The organism is Aeromonas sp. QDB63 (genome assembly GCF_027707425.1).
Taxonomy (GTDB): Bacteria; Pseudomonadota; Gammaproteobacteria; order Enterobacterales; family Aeromonadaceae; genus Aeromonas; species Aeromonas caviae.
This window is the reverse complement of sequence record NZ_JAPCIS010000007.1, coordinates 57953-84142: the sequence shown is the minus strand read 5'-3', so window position 1 is coordinate 84142 and position 26190 is coordinate 57953. Positions and strand designations below refer to the sequence as shown.

Genomic DNA, 26190 nt, shown 5'->3' with positions numbered 1-26190 from the left:
GCAACCCTTGAGCGAAACGAAAGCGACAGCATAACCCGTCGATAACGAAACGGCCCTGATTTGGATCAGGGCCACTTCGCTTCATATCCTTGATTTGCAACTTATCCTGACAGAAATGGGCGCCAATAAAAACCCCGCCGAAGCGGGGTCTTGTGCATCTTAAGCATCCATCAGTTGCGGTTGCCGCCAAGCAGGCTCAGCAGGCTCAGGAAGATGTTGTAGATGGAGACATACAGGGTGACGGTGGCAGAGATGTAGTTGGTCTCGCCGCCGCGCACGATCTGCTGGGTGGTCAGCAGGATGGCGCCGGAGGAGAAGAGCATGAACATGGCGGACAGGGCCAGGCTCAGGGCGCTCATCTGCAGGAAGATGTTGGCGACCATGGCTACCAGCAGTACCCAGAACCCGACGAACAGCATGCCGCCGAGGAAGGAGAGGTCCCGCTTGGTGGTCAGGGCATAGGCAGACAGGCCGAAGAAGGTGAGCGCAGTACCGCCCAGCGCCGTCATCACGATCTCGCCGCCGCCGTTGTTCATGTACATGTTGATGATGGGGCCGAGGCTATAGCCCAGCAGGCCGGTCAGGGCGAAGGTGAACACCAGCCCCATGCCGTTGTCACGGTTCTTCTCGGTCAGGAACATCAGGCCGTAGACACCGATGAGGAACACGGCCCAGTGCAGGGGCGGCATGTCCATGACGGTCGCTACCCCGGCTACCACGGCTGAGAAGCCAAGAGTGAGGGAGAGCAGCATGTAGGTGTTGCGCAGCACCTTGTTGGTGTCGCGCACGGCACCCTGGGTGCCAGTGTAGATAGAACGGGTATCCATCTTGATGTCCTCTTGATTTCCGGGGTGAAGCGACCAAGTGTGCTTCGTTAACGCATTGTATGCACTGAATGTGTGGATGACGAGCGCTGATTTCAAGCGCCACCCCACCTGCGTGGTGCCTACTATCCCAGAGCAAAGATGTATTGCGCATGAACAAGGAGGCTCAAGGCGTTGCAGAGGGCGCCTGTTCCTGCTCTTTACCCTGTCTGGCGATCCGCGTCGGCGAGAAGCCGAACTGCTTTCTAAACGCCGTGATGAAATTGGCCACATGGTCATAGCCGGCGTGGGCGGCGGCCCCTTGCAGAGAGAGGCTGCGCGCCTCCAGCCTGGCCCGCGCTTCTTGCAGCTTTCGCTGGCGAAGGTAGCGCTGCAGGCTCATGCCCAGCTCTTTTTTTGCGGCCCGCTGCAAGGTGGAGACGCTCATGCCGAGGGTGGCCGCGATCTCGGTCAGGGTCATCTCGTCCACTTTTTCATCCCTGAGCAGCATCTTGAGGCGCGTCGGTTGCTCGTTCTGGCGCTGGCAACAGGGGGAGGCGGCCTGCTGGAGGTTGGTCATCAGGCTCTCCCAGACACTGAGGGCAAAGGCCTTGCGCATCAGCATCTCGGAGGCGTTCTGGCTGCTGGTGAGATTGAGCGCTTCCGCAATCTGTCCAAGCGCCGCGGGCAGGGTCCAGTCGACGCGGCTCAGATGGCGGCTGAAGGTCTGTGCGAAAGCCTTGCGATGCGCCTGTGCCAGGTTGTGGGCGAGCCAGGTGTGGTCCAGGGAGAGGACGATGCTGCGGCTGCGCACCTGGGCTTTGGCCGCCCCCTGCACGATGTCGGGCTCGGTATAGAGGATGGCGGTTGCCACTATGGGGTCGGACTCATGGAAGCGGCACCCCTTGAGCCTGTGAGTGGCGCCATAGGTCATCAGGGCACGGCTCTCGAGAGGAATGGCGATGATCAACTGCGGCGGCAACTCCCGCTCGGTGGCGAAGTCTGCCTTGTGAACGATGTCCTTGTTGTGAAAGCGAAGACCCTCCTGGATCACCAGGTTCTCCACCCTGCCGGTGAAGCGGCCTCGCTGGCGTGCGCTGGTATCCCTTGCCACTGTGTCAGTCATGTGCAATTTGACCATGTCGAAGAGTGAAATGACCACACCGCAAAACTGCGGCGGAAGATGGAGTGATATATTAGCCCCCGGAAAATTAAATGAAAATGATTATCATCTCTATCTTGGGGTCACTCTTACTATGGTTGTCTTGAAGGATAAAGCGCGAAGCCCGCTGGCGCTGGCCATCTCTGCCGCTCTGGCCGTCACCGTTGCCGCCCCGGCAGGGGCACACACACCGGACATCAAGCCGGACGAAACCCTGGTTGTCTATGGCAATCCACTCTACGGGATGTCGCCGTCGGAGGAGACGGGAGGCTATGGGGTCGACTCGGCCACCGTTGGCACCAAGACGCCGGCGGCCCTCAAAGACATCCCCCAGTCGATCACCGTGTTGACCAACGACTACATCGAGGAGCGCAACTTCGTGGCGGTGGACGATCTGGCCAAGTTCACGCCGGGTCTGCGCACCCTGGTCAACGACAGCGGCCGCTCCTCCATCTTCTCCCGCGGCTATGAGTACGACGAAGTGAACCTCAACGGCCTGCCATCGCCCATGCAGAGCAAGTACGGCACCCTGCCATCGCTGGCGGCGGTGGATCGGGTGGAGATCATGCGGGGCCCCTCCGGCCTCTTCAACAGCACCAGCGAGCTGGGGGGCGTGATCAACATGGTGCTCAAGCGTCCGACCGACGCCTTCAAGGGCTCGGTCACGGCGCGCTATGGCAGCTGGGACAGGCATTACCTGGAGGCGGACATGGGGGGCGCACTCAACGACGAGGGTTCCCTGCGCGGCCGCGTCGTGGTGGCCAACGCCGACATCAAGAACCAGGTGGACTACAACAACAACAACGGTACCTACTACGGCACCCTGGAGTTCGATCTCTCGGATCGCACCCGCCTCTCCGTCTACGCCCTGCACCAGACCAAGGACATCCTGCCCACCAACGGCCTGCCGGCGTACAAGGACGGCTCCCTGCTCGACATCGGCCGCAGCACCTACCTGGGGTCGGCTGAAGACTTCTTCGACGCCGACACCACGGATGTGGGGGCCTCGCTGCAACACGCCTTTGCCAACGGCGGGGTGGGTCAGGTCTCGGCCCGCTACATGGATCACGACATGCGGCTGGAGCAGACCTTCACCAACGGCCCCGTGGACGCGGCGGGCAACACCGGGCTGATGTTCAACGGCCAGGGAAACCAGCAGAAGAACATGGCCTTCGATGCCAACTACAGTCAGATGTTCGATCTGTTGGGGCACAAGAGCGAGTTTGTGTTGGGCTCCGACTACAAGCGCTACGAGTCGGACATTCAGACCTACACCAACCGCAACCTCGGCAAGATCAATGTGTTCGATTTCGACCCGACCCGGGTCGCCAAGCCGGACTACAGCTACACCAAGAATGACCATGAGGAGCAGTCGGAGCTCGGTCTGTATGGCAAGGTGACCTGGCGTCTGCTGGAGCCGCTGGCGGTGATCACCGGGGCCCGCGTCTCCTGGTACGATCTGGATGCCGTCAGCACGACCCTGAGTTCCGGAGCCCAGAGCGGCGAGTCCGGTACGTTCAACGGCAAGCTCACCCCCTACGCGGGGGCCGTCTATGACCTGAGCGACGAACACGCCTGGTATGCCAGCTACTCCAAGGTGTTCAAGCCCCAGACCAGCCAGGACGAGAGCGGCAACCTGCTCAAGCCCCGGGAGGGCAGCCAGTGGGAGACCGGCATCAAGTCCTCGCTGCGTGACGGCCTGCTCAACACCCGGGCGACCCTCTTCCTGATGAAGGACGACAACATCGCGGCCCAGGCCTACGACGATCAGGGCATCGCCATCACCAACACCTACTGGGCTACCGGCAAGGTGGAGACGCAAGGGGTGGAGCTGGAGGCGAGCGGCTATCTCAGCCAGAACTGGATGGTGATGGCCGGCTATACCTTCACCGACATCGAGGAGAAGGCCGGGGATCACAATCCGAAATTCGACACCATTCCCCGTCACGCCCTCTCCCTCTGGACCGACTACCACCTGGCCGACTGGGTGCAGGGGCTGCACCTCGGGGCCGGGATGACGGCGGTGAGCGACTACGGCTTCAACCAGAAGGGGGTCGAGACCCACCAGGGGGGCTATGCCCTGTTCGATGCGGCGGTGCGTTACGAGATCAACGACAGAATGCAGGCGACCCTGAACCTCTACAACCTGCTCGACCGGGAGTACTTCTACCGGGTCGGCTCCACCAGCACCTTCAACATGTACGGCGAGCCGGCGAACCTGATGGCAGGCTTCACCTACAAGCTGTAACGACCGACGACAGCAGGGCCTGCGGGCCCTGCTACCGTCTCTGTGCGCCGCCCTACGGGGGATCCCCAAGGCTGGCGACACAATCCTGGTTCATCCCATGACAAGACTCATCATCCTGCTGCTCACCATGATCACACTCTCTTCTGCCCAGGCAGACATGCTCCACTACGCACAGCGCTTCACCCACCATTCGGCCCTGCTGGGGGAGACGCGGCAATACAGCGTCTCCCTGCCCCAGGAATATGAACGCGAGCCCGGGGCTCGGTTCCCCGTGCTCTATCTGCTCGACGGGGAGAAGAGCCTGCTGGAGGTTGTCGGCATCACCCGGGCCCTGCGGGCCGGGCTCAATCCGGCTATTCCCCCCCTCATCATCGTCGCGGTCCACAACACCGACCGGATGCGGGATTACACCCCGAGCCACACCATGACCTTGCCAAATGGGGCACCGGCGGGGCCCGGCTATGCCGTGACGGGGGGCGGGCCCCGGTTCCTGCGCTATCTGAGTGAGGAGCTGCGCCCCCTCATCGAGGAGAGGTTTCGGACCCGGGCGCCGGCCCTGCTGGTGGGCCACTCCCTCGGCGGCCTGCTGGCGCTCGATGCACAGGCGCAAGACGGCGGCCAGTTCCAGGGTGTGATCGCCATCGACGCCAGCCTCTGGTTCGATTACCCCCGCAATTACGAGCGCATCGCGTCGGAGTTGACCGGGCCGCTCAAGCACGCCTCCTCGCTGTTTATGGCGGTGGCCAACAACCCCTTCACCCCGGGATTCGGGCGCTCGGCGTTTCACCGGGATCGCCTGCAGCAGTTTGCGCGGCAGGTAGTGGGGGCACCCGGCGCAAACCTGCACGTCACCAGCCGCTACTTCGAGGAGGAGGATCATCACAGCGTCTACCACCCCGCCGTCTATCAGGGACTCCAGTGGCTGTTTCAGGGCTACCGGATGGATCTGGCGCCCGGGCACTTCAGCCGACAGGGGGTGATCGCCCGCTTTGATGCCTTGAACCGCCACCTCGGCAGCGCACTGCGCCCGGAGCTGGGGAGCCTGCGGGACATCAGGGAGAAGGCCGCGCGCTGGCCGCAGATGGCGATCTCCGTGGACGAGGCCGATGCCCTGCTGACCCACTACTACGGGTCGAAGCCGTGAAAAGCCGATATTTTTGTCTGTGTCTGGAATCGTCACAACGGCGCCGGAGACGGGTGTCGGTCCGGCGCCATCCCTGGGTACACTGCCGAAACGAGGGGCGCCGGGTCGGTGCCCCGACAGAGGCAGGGAGTGAGCGATGGCGGTTGCAGGAAAGAGGGGAGGCATGCTGGCTCTGTGGTGCGGCGCACTCCTGATGTCGGGGTGCAGTGGGTTTGCGCCTGCGCCCATTCCCGTCACCTATCTGAGTCAGGATCCACCCCCAGGCAGGCTGCCCCTTGGGGAGACCGCCTATGTGGATGACGGTCGCTGCCCACCAGGGCAGGTCAAGCGGCTCATCGGCGGGGACGCGAAGCACAATGTGCCAAGAAAGGTTGAGTGTGTGGCAAGACCGCAATGATGATGTGATTTTCACAGCCTGAAACATCCAAAAAAGAGCCCTGAGGCAGTCGCCTTGGGGCTCTTTTCGTCTGGCTGGCCTGGTCGGTGTGATGCCGCAGCGGGCTAGAAGGCATTTCCAGGGACCCGCACCCAGCCTTCCATCAGGATGCGGGCGGAGCGGGACATCACCGCCTTGGTGACCGTCCACTGTCCCGCTACCTGCTCTGCCTGGGCTCCGACTCTCAGGGTGCCGGAGGGGTGGCCGAAGCGCACCGCTTCGCGCTCGCCGCCCCCGGCGGCCAGATTGACGAGGGTGCCGGGAATGGCCGCCGCCGTGCCGATGGCCACGGCGCAGGTGCCCATCATGGCGTGGTGCAGCTTGCCCATGGAGAGGGCCCGCACCAGCAGATCGATCTCGCCGGCAATAATCTCCTTGCCGCTGGCGGTGCGGTAATCCTTGGCGGGTGCGACGAAGGCAATTTTCGGGGTGTGCTGGCGAGTGGCCGCCTCTTCGGGGCGCTTGATGAGCCCCATGCGCAGGGCACCGGCAACCCGGATCGCCTCGAAACGGGCGAGCGCTTGCGGGTCTGTGTTGATCGCCTCGCGCAGCTCGGTGCCCTCATAACCAATGTCCTCGGCGTTGACGAACACCGTGGGGATGCCGGCGCTGATCAGGGTGGCTTTCAGTACGCCGCTCTTTACAACAGACGCGGGTACCTCCAGATCGTCCACCAGATTGCCGGTGGGGAAGAGGGCGCCGCCGTCTTCACCCTCGTCGGACGGGTCGAGAAACTCCAGCACGATCTCGGCGGCGGGGAAGGTCACCCCGTCCAGCTCGAAATCGCCTGTCTCCTGCACCTGGCCGTTTGTCACCGGCACGTGGGCGAGGATGGTTTTGCCGATATTGGCCTGCCAGATGCGCACCTCACAGGTGCCGTGCTCCGGGATGCGGGACGGGTCCACCAGGCCGGCGTGGATGGCGAAGGCCCCGGCGCCGGTGGAGAGGTTGCCGCAGTTGCCGCTCCAGTCCACGAATGCCTTGTCGATGGCGACCTGGCCGTAGAGGTAGTCCACATCGTGATCGGGTTGCTGGCTTTTGGAGAGGATCACGCACTTGGCTGTGGAGGAGGTGGCCCCCCCCATGCCGTCCATGTGGGCGCCGTAGGGGTCGGGGCTGCCGATGACCCGCAGGAAGAGGGCATCCCGTGCCGGGCCCGGCTGCTGGCAGCGCTCGGGCAGGTCAGATAAGCGAAAGAAGACCCCCTTGCTGGTGCCGCCACGAAGGTAGGTGGCCGGGATTTTTACTTGTGGTATGTGGGCCATAGAGAGTGTCCTGAAAAGAGTCATAGATCCTGCTCCCTCTGGGAGAAGGTGCCCGAAGGGCGAATGAGGGGGATGTCCCCTCACCCCAACCCTCTCTCAAAGGGAGAGGGTGCTTTATGCCTTCCCCTTTTTCAAAGGGGCGGAGCGGGGTTGCGATTTAGCTTGCGGCCTTTTGCGCAGCTGACGCCAGGAAATCCTGGGCGAAGCGTTGCAGCACGCCACCTGCCTCATAGACCGAGACCTCCTCGGCGGTGTCGAGGCGGCAGGTCATGGGCACCTGGATCACTTCGCCGCTGCGACGGCGGATCACCAGAGTGAGATCGGTGCGCGGCTGGCGCTCCCCCACCACGTCATAGGTCTCGGTGCCATCGAGGCCCAGCGTGAGGCGGGTGGTGCCCGGTTTGAACTCGAGCGGCAGCACCCCCATACCGATGAGGTTGGTGCGGTGAATACGCTCGAAGCCTTCCGCCGCGATCACCTCCACCCCGGCAAGGCGCACCCCCTTGGCCGCCCAGTCCCGGGACGAGCCCTGACCGTAGTCGGCACCGGCCACGATGATGAGGGGCTGCTTGCGTGCCATGTAGGTCTCGATGGCTTCCCACATCCGCATCACTTTGCCATCCGGCTCGACGCGGGCGAGGGACCCCTTCTGCACCACGCCGTTCACCACCGCCATCTCGTTGACCAGCTGGGGGTTGGCGAAGGTGGCGCGCTGGGCGGTCAGGTGATCGCCGCGGTGGGTGGCGTAGGAGTTGAAGTCCTCCTCCGGCAGGCCCATCTTCGCCAGGTATTCCCCCGCCGCGCTGCCGGGCAGGATGGCGTTGGAAGGGGAGAGGTGGTCTGTGGTGATGTTGTCCGGCAACAGCGCCAGGGGCCGCATGCCGCGCAGGGTGCGCTCGCCCGCCAGTGCCCCCTCCCAGTAAGGCGGGCGACGGATATAGGTGCTTTGCGTACGCCAGTCGTACAGGGGCGTCACCTTGGGACCCTGATCCTCTTCCTGGGTGAACATGGGGATATAGACCTGGCGGAACTGGGACGGCTTGACCGACGCCTTGACCACGGCGTCGATCTCTTCATCAGACGGCCAGATGTCTTTGAGGCGAATTTCCTTGCCGTCCATCACCCCCAGCACATCTTTTTCAATGTCGAAGCGGATGGTGCCGGCGATGGCGTAGGCCACCACCAGGGGCGGGGAGGCGAGAAACGCCTGCTTGGCATAGGGATGGATGCGGCCGTCGAAGTTGCGGTTGCCGGACAGCACCGCCGTGGCATAGAGGTCCCGCTCGATGATCTCCTGCTGAATGGTGGGATCCAGGGCACCGGACATGCCGTTGCAGGTGGTGCAGGCAAAGGCCACGACGCCGAAGCCGAGCCGCTCAAGTTCCTCGTCCAGTCCCGCCTCTTTCAAGTAGAGGGCGACTGTCTTGGATCCGGGGGCCAGGGACGACTTGACCCAGGGCTTGCGCACCAGACCGAGCCGGTTGGCGTTGCGGGCCAACAGGCCCGCGGCAATCACGTTGCGCGGGTTGCTGGTGTTGGTGCAACTGGTGATGGCGGCGATGATGACGGCGCCATCGGGCAAGAGGCCGTCCGCCTCCTGGGCGCGAGCCTTGTCCAGATTCACCGCGATACCGCGCTCCGCCAGGGCGGAGACCGGCAGGCGGCGATGGGGGTTGGAGGGGCCCGCCAGGGTGCGCACCACGCTCGACAAGTCAAAGTGCAGCACCCGCTCGTACTGGGCGCTCGCCAGGGCATCGGCCCAGAGGCCGGCCTCCCTGGCATAGGTTTCCACCAGCCTGACCTGCTCGTCGTCACGGCCGGTGAGCTTGAGGTAGTCGAGGGTCTGCTGGTCGATGAAGAACATGGCCGCGGTAGCGCCGTATTCCGGTGCCATGTTGGAGATGGTGGCCCGATCGCCGAGGGTGAGGGCGGCGGCGCCCTCGCCACGAAACTCCAGATAGGCCCCGACTACCTTCTGCTGGCGCAGGAATTCGGTGAGCGACAGCACCAGGTCCGTGGCGGTGATGCCGGGTTGCGGCTTGCCGGAGAGCTCCACGCCGACGATCGAAGGCAGCCGCATCCAGGAGGCGCGCCCCAGCATGACGTTCTCGGCCTCTAACCCACCCACCCCCACCGCGATGACGCCCAGAGCGTCAACGTGGGGGGTGTGGCTGTCGGTGCCGACGCAGGTATCCGGGTAGGCGAGGCCGCGATCGGCGTGGATGACAGGGGACATCTTCTCCAGGTTGATCTGGTGCATGATGCCGTTGCCCGGCGGGATCACCTCGATGTTCTTGAACGCCTGCTTGGTCCAGTCGATGAAGTGGAAACGATCCTCGTTGCGGCGATCCTCGATGGCGCGGTTCTTCTCGAACGCCTGGGGGTCAAAGCCGCCGCACTCAACGGCGAGGGAATGGTCGACGATGAGCTGCACCGGCACCACAGGGTTCACCTGGGCGGGATCGCCACCCTGCTCGGCGATGGCGTCGCGAAGGCCCGCGAGGTCCACCAGGGCGGTCTGCCCCAGGATGTCGTGACACACCACCCGCGCCGGGAACCAGGGAAAGTCGCGATCGCGCTTGCCATGGACTATCTGGCCGAGGCACTCGCCGAGGATGGTCGGATCGCACCGACGCACCAGGTTCTCGGCGTGGACGCGGGCGGTGTAGGAGAGCCTGTCCCAGGCGCCGGGGGCGATGGCGTTGACCGCCTCCCTGGCATCGAAGTAGTCGAGCGCCGTGCCGGGCAGGGGCTTGCGATATTGCGTGTTGATCATCACTTGCGCTCCTGATTCTTCTCGGCGTGCACGCGGGCGGTGTAGTAGAGCCTGTCCCAGGCGCCCGGGGCGATGGCGTCGACCGCCTCCCTGGCGTCGAAGTAGTCGAGCGCCGTGCCGGGCAGGGGCTTGCGATATTGCGTGTTGATCATCACTTGCGCTCCTTGAGCGGCACGAACCTGAGATCCTCCGGGCCGACGTAGTTGGCGCTCGGGCGGATGATCTTGCCGTCGATGCGTTGCTCGATGACGTGGGCCGACCAGCCTGAGGTGCGGGCGATGACGAACAGCGGGGTGAACATGGCGGTGGGCACCCCCATCATGTGGTAGCTGACGGCGCTGAACCAGTCGAGGTTCGGGAACATCTTCTTGACCTCCCACATGGTGGATTCCAGCCGCTCGGCGATATCGAACATCTTGGTGTTGTGCTGCTCCTGGCTGAGTTCGCGCGCCACCTCCTTGATCACCTTGTTGCGGGGATCGGAGACGGTGTAGACCGGGTGGCCGAAGCCGATGACCACTTCTTTTTTCTCGACCCGAGCGCGAATGTCGGCCTCCGCCTCGTCCGGGTTCTCGTAGCGCTTCTGGATCTCGAAGGCCACCTCGTTGGCGCCTCCGTGCTTGGGCCCGCGCAGGGCACCGATGGCCCCCGTGATGCAGGAGAACATGTCCGAGCCGGTACCGGCGATGACGCGGCCGGTGAAGGTGGAGGCGTTGAACTCGTGCTCGGCGTAGAGGATGAGAGAGGTGTGCATGGCGCGAACCCAGGAGTCGCGTGGCTTGTGCCCGTGCAGCAGGTGCAGGAAGTGGCCGCCGATGGAGTCGTCGTCGGTCTCCACATGGATGCGTTTGCCGTTGTGGCTGAAGTGGTACCAGTAGAGCAACACGGAGCCGAGACAGGCCATCAGCTTGTCGGCGATGTCCCGGGCGCCCGGGTGGTTGTGATCGTCCTTCTCCGGTGACAGGCACCCCAGCACGGAGACGGCGGTGCGCATCACGTCCATGGGGTGGGCGGAGGGAGGCAACTGTTCCAGGGCGGTCCTCACTCCGGTGGGCAGGCCGCGCAGGGCCTTGAGTTTGGCCTTGTAGGCGCCAAGCTCCGCCACATTGGGCAGATGGCCGTGCACCAGCAGATGGGCTATCTCTTCAAACTCGCAGCTGGTGGCCACGTCCAGGATGTCGTAGCCACGGTAGTGCAGGTCGTTGCCGGAGAGGCCGACGGTGCACAGGGCGGTGTTGCCGGCGGCGCTGCCGGAGAGGGCGACGGATTTCTTGGGCTTGAAGCCGGTGGTTTCGGGCAGGGCGCTCATCACATGTTTCCTCATTCAGTCCGTTGATGCGCCAGCCGCCAGCATAAGGCGGCCGGTCGCCGTCTTATTCCTTGGTCGACAGATCCTGGGTGAACAGCCTGTCCAGGGTCTGCTCGTAGTGGTGGTAACCGAGAAAATCGTAGAGGGACTCCCGGGTCTGCATGGTGTCGACCACGGCGCGCTGGTGGCCGTCACGGCGAAGCGTCTGATAGACGTTGAGGGCGGCCTGGTTGGCGGCGCGGGCGGCGCTCAGGGGGTAGAGCACCATGTCGACGCCATGCAAGGCGAGCGCCTCCTTGTCAAACAGCTCGGTCTTGCCGAACTCGGTCATGTTGGCGAGGATGGGCACTCCGGCCGCCTGCTTGAAGCGATCGTACTGTTCCAGCTCGGTGACCGCCTCGGCGAAGATCATGTCGGCACCGGCCTCCACATAGGCGGCGGCCCGCTCCAGGGCCGAGCCCAGTCCTTCCACCGCCAGGGCGTCGGTGCGGGCCATGATGACGAAGTGCTCGTCCTGGCGGGCATCCACTGCGGCCTTGATCCTGTCCACCATCTCCGAGACCGTGACCACCGCCTTGTTCGGCCTGTGGCCGCAGCGCTTCTGGGCCACCTGATCTTCCATGTGGACGGCGGCCACACCGCCACGCTCGAAGGCGCGAATGGTGCGGGCGATGTTGAAGGCGCCCCCCCAGCCGGTGTCGATGTCCACCAGGAGTGGCACCTGGGTGACAGCCGTGATGCGTTCGGCATCGATGAGCACGTCATTCATGGAAGTCATGCCGAGGTCCGGCAGGCCATAGGAGGCGTTCGCTACCCCGGCGCCGGAGAGATAGAGGGCCTGGAAGCCGCTGCGCTCTGCCATCAGCGCCATGTAGGCATTGATGGTGCCGACAATCTGCAGGGGCTTTTCGTTGGCCAGGGCCGTGCGAAAACGCTTGCCGGCCGAGGGGGAGAGGTTGGACATGGTGACTCCTTTCATGGGGGGCGTGTCTGCTGGATGTGTAGGGTGAACGGTATTATCTCACACTACGTTTACGTTAACGTCAATTATGCTTAGGTCCAAGGTCGTATCAAGTGTGCTCTCCCCTGACGGACCCCTGGCAACGCCAGCACCACAGACTCGTTGGAACCATTTTTTGGTGTGATGCATCGTGTGGGAGAGCGGTGAACCTGGGAAAATGCCGAGTGTTTTTTGGCCAAATCGGGGCTTTTGGGGTCAAAATCTTGCGCGGCGTCAAACAGGATGCAAATTGTGTCTCAGCCATCCTCCCCGACTGGGTCTCTGCGTTGCTTGCCCGTAGGCGTTTGGCTACGCTCAGTGGGTGATCAAACAAGGGGTGTGCGCCATGAAGAAAAGCCAGGTTCATCTCATCGACGAAGAGGTGGATTTTCCTGCCAATGAACAGCTGGTCTCCACTACGGACCTGCAGGGTGTGATCACCTACGCCAATGATCACTTCTGCCGGGTAGCGGGGTACAGCCGGGCCGAGCTCATCGGCCAGCACCACAACATGGTTCGCCACCCGGACATGCCCAAGGCTGCCTTTGCTGACCTCTGGGGCAAGCTCAAGCAGGGCAAACCCTGGCGCGGCATGGTGAAAAACCGCTGCAAGGATGGGCGTTACTATTGGGTGGATGCCTATGTCACCCCTATCTTCGAGCAGGGGCGGATCAATGGCTACCAGTCGGTCCGCAGTCGCGCCGCGCCGGAGATGAAAGCCGTGGCCGGGCGCACCTATGCCAGATTGAAGAGCGTGGAGCGGGGGGAGCGAAAGGGCGGATTGAGCCTGCGCCCGATGCGCCACGGGCTGGCCATCGTCGGTGTCTTGCTGATGCTGGCAGGGGGGGCCTATCTGATGGGGCCCTGGGGGCCATTGTTCACCCTGTTGCCTCTCTTGTGGCTGGCCCTGATCTATCGTGACACCCTCATCACTACCCCCCGTTATCTGCGACAGCTCGCGGACGAATATGACAGCCTGACCCGGCTCATCTATTCGGGGGAGGATGCCAGTGCCATTGCAGACTTCCACATCAAGCTGTTGCAGGCCAGGATCCGCACCGTCCTTGGACGAGTGGACGATGCGACCCTCTCCCTGCAGGATCTCGCGGTGCATCTGAAAACAGCCTCCAGCGAGGCGAGCGCCGACATCGCCGAACAGGATGTCCAGACCCAGCAGGTGGCGACGGCCATCACCGAAATGGCGGCGACAGCCCACGAGATTGCCCGCAATATCCTGGAGACGGACAACCAGATAGCCCAGGCCAAGGCGCACTGCCAACACACCGATCAGCAGCTGGAAGATACCCAGCACAGGGTGACGGAGCTGGCCACCCAGGCAGAGCATGCCTTCACGGCCGCCGTGGCACTGGCGGAGGAGTCGGACCGCATCGGTGTGCTGATGAGCGAGATCCAGGGCATTGCGGATCAGACCAATCTGCTGGCGCTCAACGCCGCCATCGAGGCTGCGCGGGCAGGGGAGCAGGGGCGAGGCTTTGCGGTGGTGGCGGACGAGGTGCGAACCCTCTCCACGCGCACCCACAAGGCGACCGAACAGATCCAGAGCAGCATAGGCCAGATCCAGCGTACCCTGAACGGCTGGAAGGGCATGATGCAGCAGAACCTGCAACAGACCCAATCCTGCGTGACCCTGACCCGCCAGGGATCAGAGAGCCTGCATCAGGTGCTGGCGGAAATAGAACGGGTGGTGGACCTCTCGGCCCAGATCTCGACGGCGGCAGAGGAGCAGCAGGCGGTGGTGGAGGACATCAGCCGCAACGTCAACGCCATCTCCCAGCACTCCCACACCAACAGCAACAAGATGCAGGACATGGACGCCTCGAGCGACATCCTGCTCACCAAGGCTCGCCAGCTCAAATCCCTGGGGCAGACCTTCGGGTAAGAGCGGTCAGACTCATGCAATACAGGAAGGCCACCCCTGGGGTGGCCTTCCTGTTTATCGGTTTCACGGGGATATCGGCTCTGTGTACCGGGAGATGAGCCAGTCAGCCGGACTGCTCCGCCAGCGTGATGACGCGGCCACCCTTGTCACAATACATGGCCCTGTCGGCCTGGATGAGCCACTGCTCCGGGCTCCAGTCATGCTGGTAGTGGCTGACGCCGATGCTGATGCCCACCTGCATCGGCTGGTCATTGACCACGAAGGGGGCCTGCATGGCCTGGCGGATCACGGCGGTGACCTCCTCTGCCTGACGGATATCGTAGCCCGGTAGCAGCAGGATGAACTCGTCCCCCGCCAAGCGGGCAAAATAGCACTGGTGGCCGATGGCGTCGTGGATCCGTCTGGCCAGCTGGCAGAGGATGGCATCCCCCTGGCTGTGGCCGAAGTTGTCGTTGATGCGCTTGAAGTCATTGAGATCGCAAAACAGCAGGCAGCCCGGATTGTCGCTTTGTACCTGGTGTTTCAACTGCTCCATCAGGCTCAGTCGATTGGGCAGCCCGGTAAGGGGATCGAGGCGGGCCAGTTGCAGTATCTCCTGCTCTCGCTGCTTGCGCAGGGCCACTTCCTGGTTGAGCCGCTTGTTGCTCATCAGAAGATAGAGGGAGAGCAGCAGGATGAGACCACCAACACCCAGGCTCAGCAGGAACCAGGGACGCCAGAAGATCCACTGTTCTGAGGGAACCTGATAGAGAAAACGGGTCAGGGAGACCGGTTTGGCAAGGAGGCCTATCTCCACCAGCTGCTGCATGATGTGAGCGAAGCGATCCGGATTCATATACCCGATCTCCACATAGAGCGGCTGGATCATCTCCTTGCTCATCTGCAACTCGTATTCCATGTGGGCCTGGCTGCGGTTGACGCCATACTCCGTGCGCAGCAGGGCGATGGCTTCCTCGGGGTGGGTGAGGGCATAGCGCCATCCCTTGAGGCTGGCTGCACGAAAACGTGCCACCCGCTCCGGATTGAGCCGCTCCTGTGCCTGGGTGGTGAAGAGAATGTCGCTGTAGAAATCGATGCCGTAGTTGCGAGGGTTGATGACGGACACCGAGATGCCGCGCTCTTCCAGATAGAAGGGCTCATTGCTCAGATAGGCGTTGAAGATGTCTATCCGGCCAGCGATCAGATCGTCGATGTTGACCGAAGTGGGTACCGGGATGAGCTGGCGCTCGTGAAGCCCCTGATAGTAGAGGGTGGCCAGCAGTTCGGCATCCTGATGACCCGGAAACATCATGATCCGTTTGCCACGCATGTCCGCAACGGTGAGAATGCTGCTGTCGCGGCGTGCCAGGAAGATGGAGGGAGAGTGCTGGTAGACGCTGGCCAGCGCCAGCAGCGGCTTGCCCTGGGCGTAGTGGGTCAGCACCTCGGTGTTGCCGACGCCAAAGTCGGCGCGTCCGGCCAGCACCTCCTGAACCGGACTTATTCCCTTGCCACCTGGCCTTATCTCGACATCCAGACCGGCGTCGGCGTAATACCCCTTGGCCTTGGCCATGTGATAGCCCACAAACTGGGGCTGATGCAGCCAGCGCAACTGCAATACCACCTTCTCCGGCAGATCACGTGTCCGTTCACTGGCCTGGAGGGGTGAGAAGCAAGTGATGCCAAGCAACAACAGCCAAAACAGGCATTTTTTCATTCGCGCGATTCTTGTGCTGAGGGTCCATGAAGATGGCCTGCAGGCCTGCATTCAAGTTCTTAACAAGTAACATTCTAAAGGGTTATACATGTACCGGATACAATTGCAGCACAAAGATTTCATGGTGATCAACAAGCGTCCGGGCATTGGCATGCACAATGATGCCGGCGAGCCGGGTCTCGTCAATCGGGTCAGAATGGATACCGGTCTTGACCTCTATCCGGTCCATCGACTGGACAAGATGACCTCTGGGCTGGTGCTGCTGGCCCGCACCGCCGAAGCGAATCGCGCCCTCAGCATGGCTTTCGCGGCGCGGGAAGTGAGCAAGCAGTATCTGGCCCTCTCCGATCGCAAGCCGAAGAAGAAGCAGGGCTGGGTGAAGGGTGACATGGAGAAAGGGCGAGGCGGCAGCTGGATGCTGAGCCGCACCCAGGATAACCCGGCCATCAGCTGGTTCGACTCCGTTTCGGTGCGCGAGGGGCTGCGCCTTTATCGCATCAAGCCCCGGACCGGCAAGACCCACCAGATCCGGGTGGCCTTGAAGAGCGTGGGAGCCCCCATCCTCGGAGATGAGCGTTACGGCGGCACGGCGACGGATCGCGGTTATCTGCACGCCTGGCGCCTCGCCTTCACCCTGGCAGGTGAGAGCTTCGATCTCGTTTGTCCGCCCGATGAGGGGACACTGTTCCTCCTGCCCGAGTTGCATGCCGCCATCGCAGAGATCACCGAATGAGCGCTGCAACCGCGAGAGTCCCAGCCCGTGGCTGGATCCTGGCCGACTTCGATGACACCCTGGCGCCGGATGACAGCCATGCGGGGTTGCTGCGTTTCATCTTGCGCCGCCGTATCTGGCCGCTGCTGCTGTGGCCACTGATGGCGTTCGGTGCCGTGATCTATCTGCTGCCAGGTCAGCGCAGTCGCGGCATTGCACTCATCTGGTGGGCCATCACCCTCGGGCTATCCCCCCTGGCCTGGCGCGCCCTGGTACGGCAGTACAGCCTGACCCGGCCCGGTCTGTATCGGGAGGCGCGAGCCCTCCTGACGGGGGAGGGGCACCGCTGCTGGGTCATCTCCGCCAGTCCCCGCGCCCTGGTCCGTGCCCAGCTCCATCGTCAACTGCCAAGGCTCCCTCACCGCATCATCGGCTCGCGGATGGGTTACCGTTTCGGCGGCCTGGTGCCGCGCTTCTATTGCCATGGCAGGCACAAGCTGCTGCCCGAGCTCCTGACCCTGGAGGCCGCACTCACCCTGAGTGACAGCCTGCACGATCTGCCCCTGCTGGCGTTGGGGGAGCAGGCCTGGCTCATCAACCCGCAAAGGACTCGATTGCTAAAGGCGAGGGCGGTGCTGCCCCATATCGAACCCCGTTATTGGTCGCTGTAAGGCAAAGCTGACAGCCTTGCGGGACGCTAACGAGCGCAGTGCAAGGTTGGGGCTGTGGTGTCACATTTCATTTACATTTTTTGGCGCGGATCCCCGCCAAACTATCTGAACGCCGCCCCTTCTCATTCCCTGCGCTCGCCACTCTAATGAAACAAGTTGTTAACAATGCCGTGCGGGCTGCCTGTCGAGCCCTTGCGGCGTGAACCGTTTCGTTATCAGTTCATCGCAAGGAGCGCATCATGACCACCCCTTCTTCCCGTACTCACACCATCAACCCCCTTGGCACCGACGGGTTTGAGTTTGTCGAGTACACGGCGCCGGATCTCAAGGGCATTGCGGCCCTCAAGGCGCTGTTCGTCTCACTGGGCTTTGCCGAAGTGGCCAAGCACAGGCACAAGCAGTGCTGGCTCTATTGCCAGGGGGACATCAACTTCGTGGTCAATGCCGAGCCCCACTCCCAGGCGGAGGAGTTTGCCCGGGCCCATGGTCCGAGCGTGTGCGGCATGGCGTTTCGGGTGAGCGATGCCGGCCGCGCCCAGCAGTACGCCATCGGCCAGGGGGCCAAGCCGTTTGTGGGCAAAATCGGTCCCATGGAGCTCAACATCCCCGCCATCTACGGCATCGGCGAGAGTACCCTCTCCTTTGTCGATCGCTATGGTGAGCGGGGCTCCATCTATGACGTGGACTTTATCTTCTACCCCGACTGGCAGGCCCGCATGGCCGAGGTGGATGCGGGGCTCTATGAGATCGACCACCTGACCCACAACGTCCATCGCGGCAACATGAACCTCTGGTCGAATTTCTACGAGCGGATCGGCAACTTCCGGGAAATCCGCTACTTCGACATCGAGGGCAAGCTGACCGGACTGCACTCGCGCGCCATGACGGCCCCTTGCGGCAAAATTCGCATTCCCATCAACGAGTCGGCGGATGACAAGTCCCAGATAGAGGAGTACCTGCGCCAGTACAAGGGGGAGGGGATCCAGCACATCGCGCTCGCCTCTGCGGACATCTATCACACCATCCGCATGCTCAGAGAGCGGGGAACCGGCTTCATGCCGACGCCGGACACCTACTACGAGAAGGTGGACAGCCGGGTCGCTGGTCATCAGGAGGATCTGGCGGCGCTGAAGGCGCTGCGCATCCTCATCGACGGCTCGCCGACGAAGGACGGCATCCTGCTGCAGATCTTCACGGACACCGTCATCGGTCCCGTGTTCTTCGAGATCATCCAGCGCAAGGGCAACGAGGGCTTTGGTGAGGGCAACTTCCAGGCATTGTTCGAATCCATCGAGCTGGATCAGATCCGCCGTGGCGTGCTGGACGGATCCACGCAAGGGGAGGTGAACAGTGCCGCGCAGGGCCAGAAAAACGGAGAACCGAGTGATGCGTAACTGGATAAGCTTCCCCCATCGGGAGGGAACCCACTCCCGCCAGGCCCATGCCGATCTGCCGGAGCAGGCCATCTATGAGCGCGAGCTGGGGCGCTTGGGCTTCTTCGGTCCGGCCACCCACATGCACCACAAGCATGCTCCCACCGACTGGAGCCACTGGGAGGGGCCGCTTCGGCCACGGGCGTTTGACTTGAACGATCTGCAGGAGGAGGTGAGCTCCCTCTCCCCCTGGGTGATGCCGGATATTCTCAGCAACCCCCACTGCCGCTACCGCATCTGGCGCCTGCATGAGCCCATGCCGTTTCTGGTGCGAAACGCCGATGGCGACGAGCTCCTGTTCATTCACGAGGGGAGCGGCGAGTTCTACTGCGACTACGGGCACCTCATCTTGAGAGATGGCGACTATGTGGTGATCCCCCGTGGCACCATGTGGCGCATCGAGCCCACCGCGCCCCTCTTCATCCTGATGATCGAGGCGACGGAAGACAGTTATCAGCTGCCGGACAAGGGACTGGTGGGCAATCACGCCATCTTCGATCCGGCGGCCCTGGACGTGCCCGCCATCAATGAGCGCTTCTTGGCCCAGCAGGATGAAAACCCCTGGTCGCTGCAGATCAAGCGCCACGATCAGGTCTCGGTCGTCACCTGGCCGTTCAACCCGCTGGATGCACAAGGGTGGCACGGGGACTTGTGCGTGGTGCGCCTCAACTGGCGGGATATCCGCCCGCTGATGAGCCACCGCTACCACCTGCCTCCCTCGGCCCACACCACCTTCGTGGCGAGCCGTTTTGTCATCTGCACCTTCGTGCCGCGTCCCATCGAGAGCGACCCAGGTGCCCTGCGGGTGCCCTTCTACCACAGCAACGACGACTTCGACGAGGTGCTCTTCTACCACGCCGGGGACTTCTTCAGCCGGGACAACATCAAGCGGGGCATGGTCACCTTCCACCCTGCCGGCTTCACCCATGGTCCCCATCCCAAGGCCTTTGCGGCGGGGCTGGCCCATGCCAAGACCTTCACCGACGAGGTGGCGGTGATGCTCGACACCCGTGATGCCCTGGTCGTCGGCCCGATCTGCGAAGGGGTCGAACACCCCGGTTATGTTACCAGCTGGCAGCGTCCAGAGACGCTCGGCAAATAAGGAATTCGATATGAAATTGGCAACCCTGAACAATGGCAAGCGCGACGGCGCCCTGGTGGTGGTGAGCCGCGATCTGGCGCGCGCCGTCCATGTGACGACCATTGCCCCGACCCTGCAGTCGGCCCTCGACCAGTGGGGCGAAGTGGCGCCGCAATTGGCGAAGGTTTATCAGCGACTCAACGAGGGCGCCTGCCCCGACGCCTTCCCCTTCGATGAGGAGGCGTGCCTCTCCCCGCTGCCTCGCGCCTACCAGTGGATTGACGGCAGTGCCTACGTCAATCACGTGGAGCTGGTGCGCAAGGCGCGCGGCGCCGACATGCCAGAAAGCTTCTGGCACGATCCCCTGATGTATCAGGGAGGCTCTGACAGCTTCCTGCCGCCCCGTGGCCCCATCGTGATGGGCTCCGAGGAGTGGGGCATAGATTTTGAGTCGGAAGTCGCCGTCATCACCGACGACGTGCCCATGGGCACCTGTTTGCAGGGGGCGGCGAGCCACATCAAGCTCTTGATGCTGGTCAACGACGTGAGCCTGCGCAACCTCATCCCCGGGGAGCTTGCCAAGGGCTTCGGCTTCTTCCAGTCCAAGCCCTCCAGCAGCTTCTCGCCGGTGGCCATCACCCCGGACGAGCTGGGGGATGACTGGCGCGATGGCAAGGTCCACCTGCCCCTGGTGACCCACCTCAACGGTGCCCTGTTCGGGCAGCCCGACGCCGGGGTGGACATGACCTTCAACTTTGATGAGCTGATTGCCCATGCCGCCAAGACAAGGCCGCTTGGGGCGGGCTGCATCATCGGCTCGGGCACCGTCTCCAACTACGACAGAAGCCGGGGATCCTCCTGCCTTGCCGAGCGGCGGATGCTGGAAATTATCGAGTCAGGTCAAGCCACTACACCCTTTCTGCGCTTTGGTGATACAGTGTCCATCGCGATGCAGGATCGCAACGGGATGAGTCTGTTTGGCACCATTTTGCAGCGGGTCACGCAAGCAACGGCCGAGCGGGCGAGCTAGGAGAGCCCGACCCCGGGAGGGGCGGGCGACACGGCAGGTGGCAGACACCTGCCACCACAGGGACACACTATGCTGCAGTTGTTTGGATATTGGCGCTCATCGGCCAGCTTTCGCGTGCGTTTGGTACTGCAACTCAAGGGGCTCGATTATGAGCAGCACCCGGTCAACTTGCGGCAGGGTGAGCAGAAGGAGAAGGCCTACCGCCGGGTCAATCCCCAGGGGCTGGTGCCGTTTCTCGTGGACGATGACGTGCATCTGGGTCAGTCGGTGGCCATCATGGAGTACCTCGACGAGACCTATCCCGCCTACCCCCTGATGCCCTCCGCCCCCATCGAACGTGCCCGGGTGCGCCAGATAGTCAACATGATCGCCTGTGACACCCACCCCCTCAACAACCTGCGCGTGCTGCACTACCTGGAGCAGGAGTTGGGGCAGAGCAAGATGGCGCGGGATGCATGGTATCGCCACTGGATTGACGAGACCTTCACCGCGCTGGAACAGCTTCTCATGACCACCGCCGGCATCTATTGCGTGGGCAACGAGGTCACCCTGGCGGACTGCATGCTGGTGCCCCAGGTCTACAACGCCCGTCGCTTCGACATGACTCTGGATGACTACCCCACCATTGCGCGCATCGTCGCCAACTGCGAGCAGTTGCAGGCCTTTATCAAGGCTGCCCCCGCCAATCAGCCAGATGCCCAGCCCTGAAGCTGTGCAGACCGGGCCAGCGCGTTGGCCCGGTCTGCCGTCTCTTTCCTTGCCCGGGTTATCTTGCTCGCCTCAAGGCGTGCCATTGGCCCCATAGCGTCGAAACCCCGGCCGCTCTTTCAGTCGCTGGTAGTAGTCGTCCACGGCGGGTAGCGACGGGCGATCATAGGGCGTCTCCAGCCAGCGGTTGACTGACAGCCCGATGGGAATGTCTGCCAGCGAGAAGTGCGGACCGGCCACATATCCTCCGGTTGTTTGAAGCTGTCTCTCCAGGATCTTCATGCAGTGAGACCACTGCAGGCAAGCTGCGTGAAGGGCCTGATGGTCTTGATGCTGGGGGGAGCGCCTCACCAACGACAGGAAGGCGTAGCGCCAGGCGGTGTTCAAGTCCGATGCCTGCCAGTCAATCCATTGATCGACCCTGGCCCTGGCTCTCGCCTCGGCGGGATAGAGTGCATTGGCACCATGGCGCGTCGCCAGGTAGCGGATGATGGTGTTCGACTCCCACAGCGTAAAATCCTCATCCTGAATGACGGGCACCATGGCATTGGGGTTGAGCGCCAGAAACGCCGGGGTGTCCGTGGGTTTGAAGCCGGATCCCCACTCCTCCAGCTCGAAGGGGAGGGCCAGTTCGGCGCAGGTCCACAGTACCTTGCGCACATTGATTGACGACGCCTTGCCCAGTATTCGCAACATCTTTTTCGTCCTTGTCCGGGGTGATGGATGGCCTGTTTGTCGCAGACATGCCACTTCCCTGTTTGCGTAGCCATCAGTGCCCTGCACTGTCACTGACCGTGCGGGGCCCTGTTTTATTGACTGGCGAGTCAGCCGTGGGTGGTTCTGGGCTGGAAATAGGCGATAAATTTGCCGAGTTTCTCCCCGTCGTAACTCTTCCCCTTCTCCAGCAGCCCGGTGTTGAAGGACTCAAGCAGCCTGCCCTTGGCATCCAGCACGTAGAAGTGGGGGACCCCCAGATACTCGGGATAGTCTTTCAGGAAGGATTCATTCTTGTTCTGCTCGCTGACGTTCACCTTGACCACCACGAAGGTGCGGTTGAGCTGGCCGGCGAGATCGGGTTCCCGGTCCAGAAAGCGGTTCATCTCCTGGCACCAGCTGCACCATTCGCCCCCCACCAGCAGCAGGACTTTCTTGCCCTCGGCACTGGCCTTGGCGGTAGCGGCGGCGAGATCGCGGGCCGGATCCCGCGTCTCGTCATAACCCTGGCTGTAATCGGGCAGGCTCTGACTCCAGAGGTGGTCGCCCGCGCAGGCGGCGCCATTGAAAAGGAGGGTGCCCAGCATCAGGGGCAGTAACAGTCGTTTCATGGTCTCTTCCTTGTGTCGTTATCTTTGCTTCCAGGCGCAGACAATGTGACACGGGGCGTTTCCTGCGCCAAGCCGCAAACAGGGAAGGGGAAGGCAAAAAGCGGCAATGGAATGGCAGAAAACAACAAAGCCCCTCGAGAGGGGCTTTGTATTCAGGTCAGGGGCGATCAGTAACCCTGCTGGTGGACGTCCATCACGGCGCGACCGGACGGGTCGGCCATCTCCTTGAACTTGGCATCCCATTCGAGCGCGGTGGGAGTGGAGCAGGCGACCGACTTGCCGTAGGGCACGGTGCGGGCGGCGGACTCCAGCGGGAAGTGCTCGTCGAAGATGGCGCGGTAGTAGTACGCCTCCTTGGTGAGCGGGGTGTTGACGGGGAAGCGGAAGGCCGCGGCCTCGAACATCTGATCCGTCACCTCTTCCTCGACCATGGCTTTCAGGCTGTCAATCCAGGAGTAGCCTACGCCGTCTGAGAACTGCTCCTTCTGGCGCCACGCCACTTCGTGGGGCAGCAGATCCTCGAAGGCTTCCCGCAGGATGTGTTTCTCGATCTTGCCCTTGCCGCACATCTTGTCGGCGGGATTGAGGCGCATCGCCACGTCCATGAACTCCTTGTCGAGGAAGGGCACGCGGCCTTCCACGCCCCAGGCGGCCATGGACTTGTTGGCCCGCAGGCAGTCATAGAGGTGCAGGGAGGCGAGCTTGCGCACGTTCTCCTCGTGGAACTCACGGGCGTTGGGGGCCTTGTGGAAGTAGAGGTAGCCGCCGAACAGCTCGTCGGAGCCCTCTCCCGACAGCACCATCTTGATCCCCATCGCCTTGATGTAGCGGGCCATCAGATACATGGGCGTGGAGGCGCGGATGGTGGTGACGTCATAGGTTTCGAGGTGATAGATGACGTCCCGAAGGGCATCCAGCCCTTCCTGCACGGTGAAGTGGATCTGGTGGTGGATGGTGCCCAGGTGATCGGCCACCTTGCGGGCGGCGGCGAGATCCGGCGACCCTTCCAGGCCGACGGCGAAGGAGTGCAGCTGGGGCCACCAGGCTTCGCTCTTGCCATCGTCTTCCACCCGGCGGGCGGCATAGAGCTTGGTGATGGCGGAGATGACGGACGAATCCAGACCACCGGAGAGCAGCACGCCATAGGGCACGTCGCACATCAGCTGGCGCTTGACCGCCGCTTCCAGGGCCGCTTTGAGCTCGGCCTTGTCGCTGACGTTGTGCTCGACCGGCGCGTATTCCATCCAGTCCCGTTTGTACCAAGTTTTAAGCTCGCCATCCTTGCTCCACAGGTAGTGTCCCGGCGGGAAGGTCTCGACGCTCTTGCACACCGGCACCAGGGCCTTCATCTCGGAGGCGACGTAGAAGTTGCCGTGTTCGTCGCGGCCGGTATAGAGGGGGATGATCCCCATGTGGTCGCGACCAATCAGGTAGGCATCCTGCTCGGCGTCATAGAGGATGAAGGCGAAGATGCCGTTCAGATCGTCCAGGAACGCCGGGCCTTTCTCCTTGTAGAGGGCCAGCAGCACTTCACAGTCGGAGTGGGTCTGGAACTGGAAGTCGACCTTGAGGTTCTTCTCCAGCTCCTTGTGGTTGTAGATCTCGCCGTTGACGGCCAATACGTGCGTGCGCTCGGGGTTGTAGAGAGGCTGTGCGCCATTGCCCGGATCGACGATGGCCAGGCGCTCGTGCACCAGGATGGCCTTGTCGGAGCTGTAGACGCCGGACCAGTCAGGCCCGCGGTGACGCAGTCGCTTGGACATCTCCAGGGCCGATTTGCGCAGGGCAGTGGCGTCGGTCTTGATGTCCAGAATGCCGAAAATAGAACACATTGGCGGTAATCCTCTTGATTTTTATATGAGCCCCCCACGTTTGGGCTCGAAATTCCATTTACATTCCTCGCCAATCACAATGCCTAGCGGAAAACCCTTTTGCAAGCGGGAAAACCGCAGAAAATCATGCCGTAAGCGTCAAGTTGCGCAGGGGATGGCGGCCGTTCGGCCGCCTGAAGAGAGAGGGTCAGGGTTGACGTGCGCGTCAAGTCGCGGCGGGTTCGAAGATCACATAGAGCTTGCGGCAAGGGGTGAGGGTCTCCCACTGCCCGACAAAACCGGCGGGAATGACGAACTGATCCCCCGGTTTGAGGTGCAGCCGGCCGCCCTGCTCGTCGTGGATCACCGCCTCCCCTTCCAGCATCTGGCAGTATTCGTGTTCGGTATAGTGAACGGCCCAGCAGCCCGGCTCGCAAGCCCAGAAGCCCACGTGAAACTGCTGGCTCGGGTCGGAGTAGTGGTTCCATGCCGTCTGGCTCGGCGTTCCGGCCCTGATGCGCTCGGGGGCGGGCATCATCGGGGTGGGGGAGACAGTGTGCTTGTCCAGCAGGATCCAGTCGTTCAGGCTCTTCATGGTGCGTCCTTGAGTGGCGAAGGAGCATCCTGCTCCCGTTTAGTTTGTTTAACGATGTTGCGCTTACGTTAAACGAAACGGGCCCCCTTTGCCAAGGGGGCCCGTGCAGGCTGAAGGCTACCGGAAGGGCGGCACCCGGGATCAGACGATGTCGATGTCCACCACGGAGTCGAAGATGTGGTTCGGTCGAAACGGCATGCGGTCGATGTCCGCCACCTTGCTCACCCCGGAGAGCACCAGCACCGTCTCGAGACCGGCCTGGAAGCCAGCCAGGATGTCGGTGCGCAGGTTGTCGCCGATGATGATGGTGTCGTCGGAGTGGGCCTCCATCCGGTTGAGGGCCGCGCGAATGATCCAGGCGCTCGGCTTGCCGACATAGAAGGGCTTCTTGCCGGTCATCCGCTCGATGGGAGCGCACAGGGCGCCGCAGGCCGGGTACATCAGGGGGCCGTGGGTGTCGGGGTTGGTGGCGATGAAGCGGGCCCCCTGATCCACGAACTTGGCGCCCTGCTGCATCATGGTCCAGTTGTAGTTGCGGGTCTCTCCCACCACCACGAAGTCCGGGTCGATGTCGGTGATGGTGAAGCCGGCTTTATAGAGCTCGTGGGTCAGGGCCCCTTCGCCAATCACATAGGCCTTCTTGCCATCCTGGCGCTTGAGAAAGTCGGCGGTGCCCATGGCGGAGGTGTAGAAGCACTCCTCGGGCACCTCTATTCCGGCGGAGCGGAAGCGGTTTTGCAGATCTTTCTGGGTCTGGGCCGGGTAGTTGGTGAGGAACAGGAGCTTGCTGCCCTGCTCCAGCAGGCGGTGGACGAAGCGGTCGGCGCCGGGAATGAGATCGTTGTTGTGCAGGATGACGCCGTCAATGTCACAGATGACGTTTTTCTTCATGAATTCTCCTTGTAGGGCGCAAGAGCGGGGACAGGGCATCCCTCTGTTCGTCTCTTCAATCGGTTATGGTTTTTGTGCCGCCATTATAAGGCCCTTTGATGACAAGTCTCCTCCGGTGGGCCAGATGGGTGCACAATGAAGGCGAAGGGAGGGCGCCGCCCCGGTGGTGCCCGCACGGAGTCTGACGATGGAGC

The 26190-nt window shown here is 62.7% G+C and carries 23 protein-coding genes; 10 read left to right on the top strand and 13 right to left on the bottom strand.

The window, feature by feature from the left end; translation table 11 throughout:
* Positions 1-170 precede the first annotated feature (170 nt).
* The gene (locus PG879_RS07205; RefSeq protein WP_128344764.1) at positions 171-827 is read right to left on the bottom strand and encodes a Bax inhibitor-1/YccA family protein; all 657 of its coding nucleotides are present in this window, start codon (positions 825-827) and stop codon (positions 171-173) included.
* Positions 828-990: 163 nt separating this feature from the next.
* A complete protein-coding gene (locus tag PG879_RS07200; protein WP_202395052.1) occupies positions 991-1929 on the bottom strand; it encodes a helix-turn-helix transcriptional regulator in 939 nt (312 codons plus the stop codon).
* Between the two features lie 130 nt (positions 1930-2059).
* Between PG879_RS07200 and PG879_RS07195 the strand changes: the two genes are divergently transcribed.
* From PG879_RS07195 to PG879_RS20575, 3 genes are all read left to right on the top strand, one after another.
* Positions 2060-4213 (top strand): TonB-dependent siderophore receptor, encoded by a 2154-nt coding sequence (locus PG879_RS07195; RefSeq protein ID WP_270829966.1) that lies wholly within the window; start codon positions 2060-2062, stop codon positions 4211-4213.
* Positions 4214-4310: 97 nt separating this feature from the next.
* Entirely contained in the window at positions 4311-5357 is a 1047-nt protein-coding gene (locus PG879_RS07190; protein WP_043155111.1) for an alpha/beta hydrolase, read from the top strand.
* A gap of 136 nt (positions 5358-5493) precedes the next feature.
* Positions 5494-5754 carry a DUF6719 family protein gene (locus PG879_RS20575; RefSeq protein WP_039038793.1) on the top strand — a complete coding sequence of 87 codons (261 nt, stop codon included), beginning with the start codon at positions 5494-5496 and terminating at the stop codon, positions 5752-5754.
* Between the two features lie 104 nt (positions 5755-5858).
* Here the strand turns inward: PG879_RS20575 and prpF are convergent, their stop codons facing one another.
* The 5 genes from prpF to prpB form a co-directional block, all read right to left on the bottom strand.
* Positions 5859-7058 (bottom strand): 2-methylaconitate cis-trans isomerase PrpF, encoded by a 1200-nt coding sequence (prpF, locus tag PG879_RS07185; RefSeq protein WP_270829964.1) that lies wholly within the window; start codon positions 7056-7058, stop codon positions 5859-5861.
* A 157-nt stretch (positions 7059-7215) separates the two neighbouring features.
* Complete coding sequence (acnD, locus tag PG879_RS07180; RefSeq protein ID WP_270829963.1) at positions 7216-9834, bottom strand: Fe/S-dependent 2-methylisocitrate dehydratase AcnD; 2619 nt, start codon at positions 9832-9834, stop codon at positions 7216-7218.
* Positions 9834-9986 carry a hypothetical protein gene (locus PG879_RS07175; protein WP_158656061.1) on the bottom strand — a complete coding sequence of 51 codons (153 nt, stop codon included), beginning with the start codon at positions 9984-9986 and terminating at the stop codon, positions 9834-9836. The genes acnD and PG879_RS07175 overlap by 1 nt, the downstream gene beginning before the upstream one ends.
* A complete protein-coding gene (gene prpC / locus PG879_RS07170) occupies positions 9986-11143 on the bottom strand; it encodes a bifunctional 2-methylcitrate synthase/citrate synthase (protein WP_104454332.1) in 1158 nt (385 codons plus the stop codon). Before prpC ends, PG879_RS07175 begins: the two co-directional genes overlap by 1 nt.
* 64 nt (positions 11144-11207) lie before the next feature.
* Positions 11208-12107: a methylisocitrate lyase gene (gene prpB, locus PG879_RS07165; RefSeq protein ID WP_180906931.1), complete on the bottom strand. Its 900-nt coding sequence runs from the start codon at positions 12105-12107 to the stop codon at positions 11208-11210.
* A 382-nt stretch (positions 12108-12489) separates the two neighbouring features.
* On the opposite strand from prpB, the gene PG879_RS07160 reads away from it, so the two are divergent.
* Positions 12490-14043 (top strand): methyl-accepting chemotaxis protein, encoded by a 1554-nt coding sequence (locus PG879_RS07160; protein WP_042882811.1) that lies wholly within the window; start codon positions 12490-12492, stop codon positions 14041-14043.
* 103 nt (positions 14044-14146) lie between these two features.
* Here the strand turns inward: PG879_RS07160 and PG879_RS07155 are convergent, their stop codons facing one another.
* Complete coding sequence (locus PG879_RS07155; protein ID WP_270829961.1) at positions 14147-15739, bottom strand: GGDEF domain-containing protein; 1593 nt, start codon at positions 15737-15739, stop codon at positions 14147-14149.
* A gap of 88 nt (positions 15740-15827) precedes the next feature.
* Here PG879_RS07155 and PG879_RS07150 point away from each other — a divergent pair, with 88 nt between their 5' ends.
* The 6 genes from PG879_RS07150 to maiA all read left to right on the top strand — a co-directional run bounded on the left by PG879_RS07150 (position 15828) and on the right by maiA (position 21374).
* Positions 15828-16472, top strand: coding sequence for a TIGR01621 family pseudouridine synthase (locus tag PG879_RS07150; RefSeq protein ID WP_270829960.1), 645 nt, complete (start codon positions 15828-15830; stop codon positions 16470-16472).
* Positions 16469-17122, top strand: coding sequence for an HAD family hydrolase (locus PG879_RS07145; RefSeq protein ID WP_049635979.1), 654 nt, complete (start codon positions 16469-16471; stop codon positions 17120-17122). The genes PG879_RS07150 and PG879_RS07145 overlap by 4 nt, the downstream gene beginning before the upstream one ends.
* A gap of 239 nt (positions 17123-17361) precedes the next feature.
* Positions 17362-18516 carry a 4-hydroxyphenylpyruvate dioxygenase gene (gene hppD / locus PG879_RS07140; RefSeq protein ID WP_270829959.1) on the top strand — a complete coding sequence of 385 codons (1155 nt, stop codon included), beginning with the start codon at positions 17362-17364 and terminating at the stop codon, positions 18514-18516.
* Positions 18509-19657, top strand: coding sequence for a homogentisate 1,2-dioxygenase (locus PG879_RS07135; protein ID WP_270829957.1), 1149 nt, complete (start codon positions 18509-18511; stop codon positions 19655-19657). Before hppD ends, PG879_RS07135 begins: the two co-directional genes overlap by 8 nt.
* A gap of 10 nt (positions 19658-19667) precedes the next feature.
* Positions 19668-20666 (top strand): fumarylacetoacetate hydrolase family protein, encoded by a 999-nt coding sequence (locus PG879_RS07130; protein ID WP_270829956.1) that lies wholly within the window; start codon positions 19668-19670, stop codon positions 20664-20666.
* 69 nt (positions 20667-20735) lie between these two features.
* Entirely contained in the window at positions 20736-21374 is a 639-nt protein-coding gene (gene maiA, locus PG879_RS07125; protein WP_010675120.1) for a maleylacetoacetate isomerase, read from the top strand.
* Between the two features lie 72 nt (positions 21375-21446).
* Here the strand turns inward: maiA and PG879_RS07120 are convergent, their stop codons facing one another.
* The 5 genes from PG879_RS07120 to PG879_RS07100 form a co-directional block, all read right to left on the bottom strand.
* Entirely contained in the window at positions 21447-22070 is a 624-nt protein-coding gene (locus PG879_RS07120) for a glutathione S-transferase family protein (RefSeq protein ID WP_270829955.1), read from the bottom strand.
* Positions 22071-22198: 128 nt separating this feature from the next.
* Positions 22199-22699, bottom strand: a complete 501-nt coding sequence (locus PG879_RS07115) for a thioredoxin family protein (RefSeq protein WP_134997388.1) — start codon at positions 22697-22699, stop codon at positions 22199-22201.
* A 167-nt stretch (positions 22700-22866) separates the two neighbouring features.
* Positions 22867-24531: an asparagine synthase B gene (gene asnB, locus PG879_RS07110; RefSeq protein WP_041213050.1), complete on the bottom strand. Its 1665-nt coding sequence runs from the start codon at positions 24529-24531 to the stop codon at positions 22867-22869.
* 205 nt (positions 24532-24736) lie between these two features.
* Entirely contained in the window at positions 24737-25105 is a 369-nt protein-coding gene (locus PG879_RS07105; RefSeq protein WP_039038770.1) for a cupin domain-containing protein, read from the bottom strand.
* 141 nt (positions 25106-25246) lie between these two features.
* Complete coding sequence (locus PG879_RS07100; RefSeq protein ID WP_010675115.1) at positions 25247-25996, bottom strand: HAD-IIA family hydrolase; 750 nt, start codon at positions 25994-25996, stop codon at positions 25247-25249.
* Between the last annotated feature and the right edge of the window lie 194 nt (positions 25997-26190).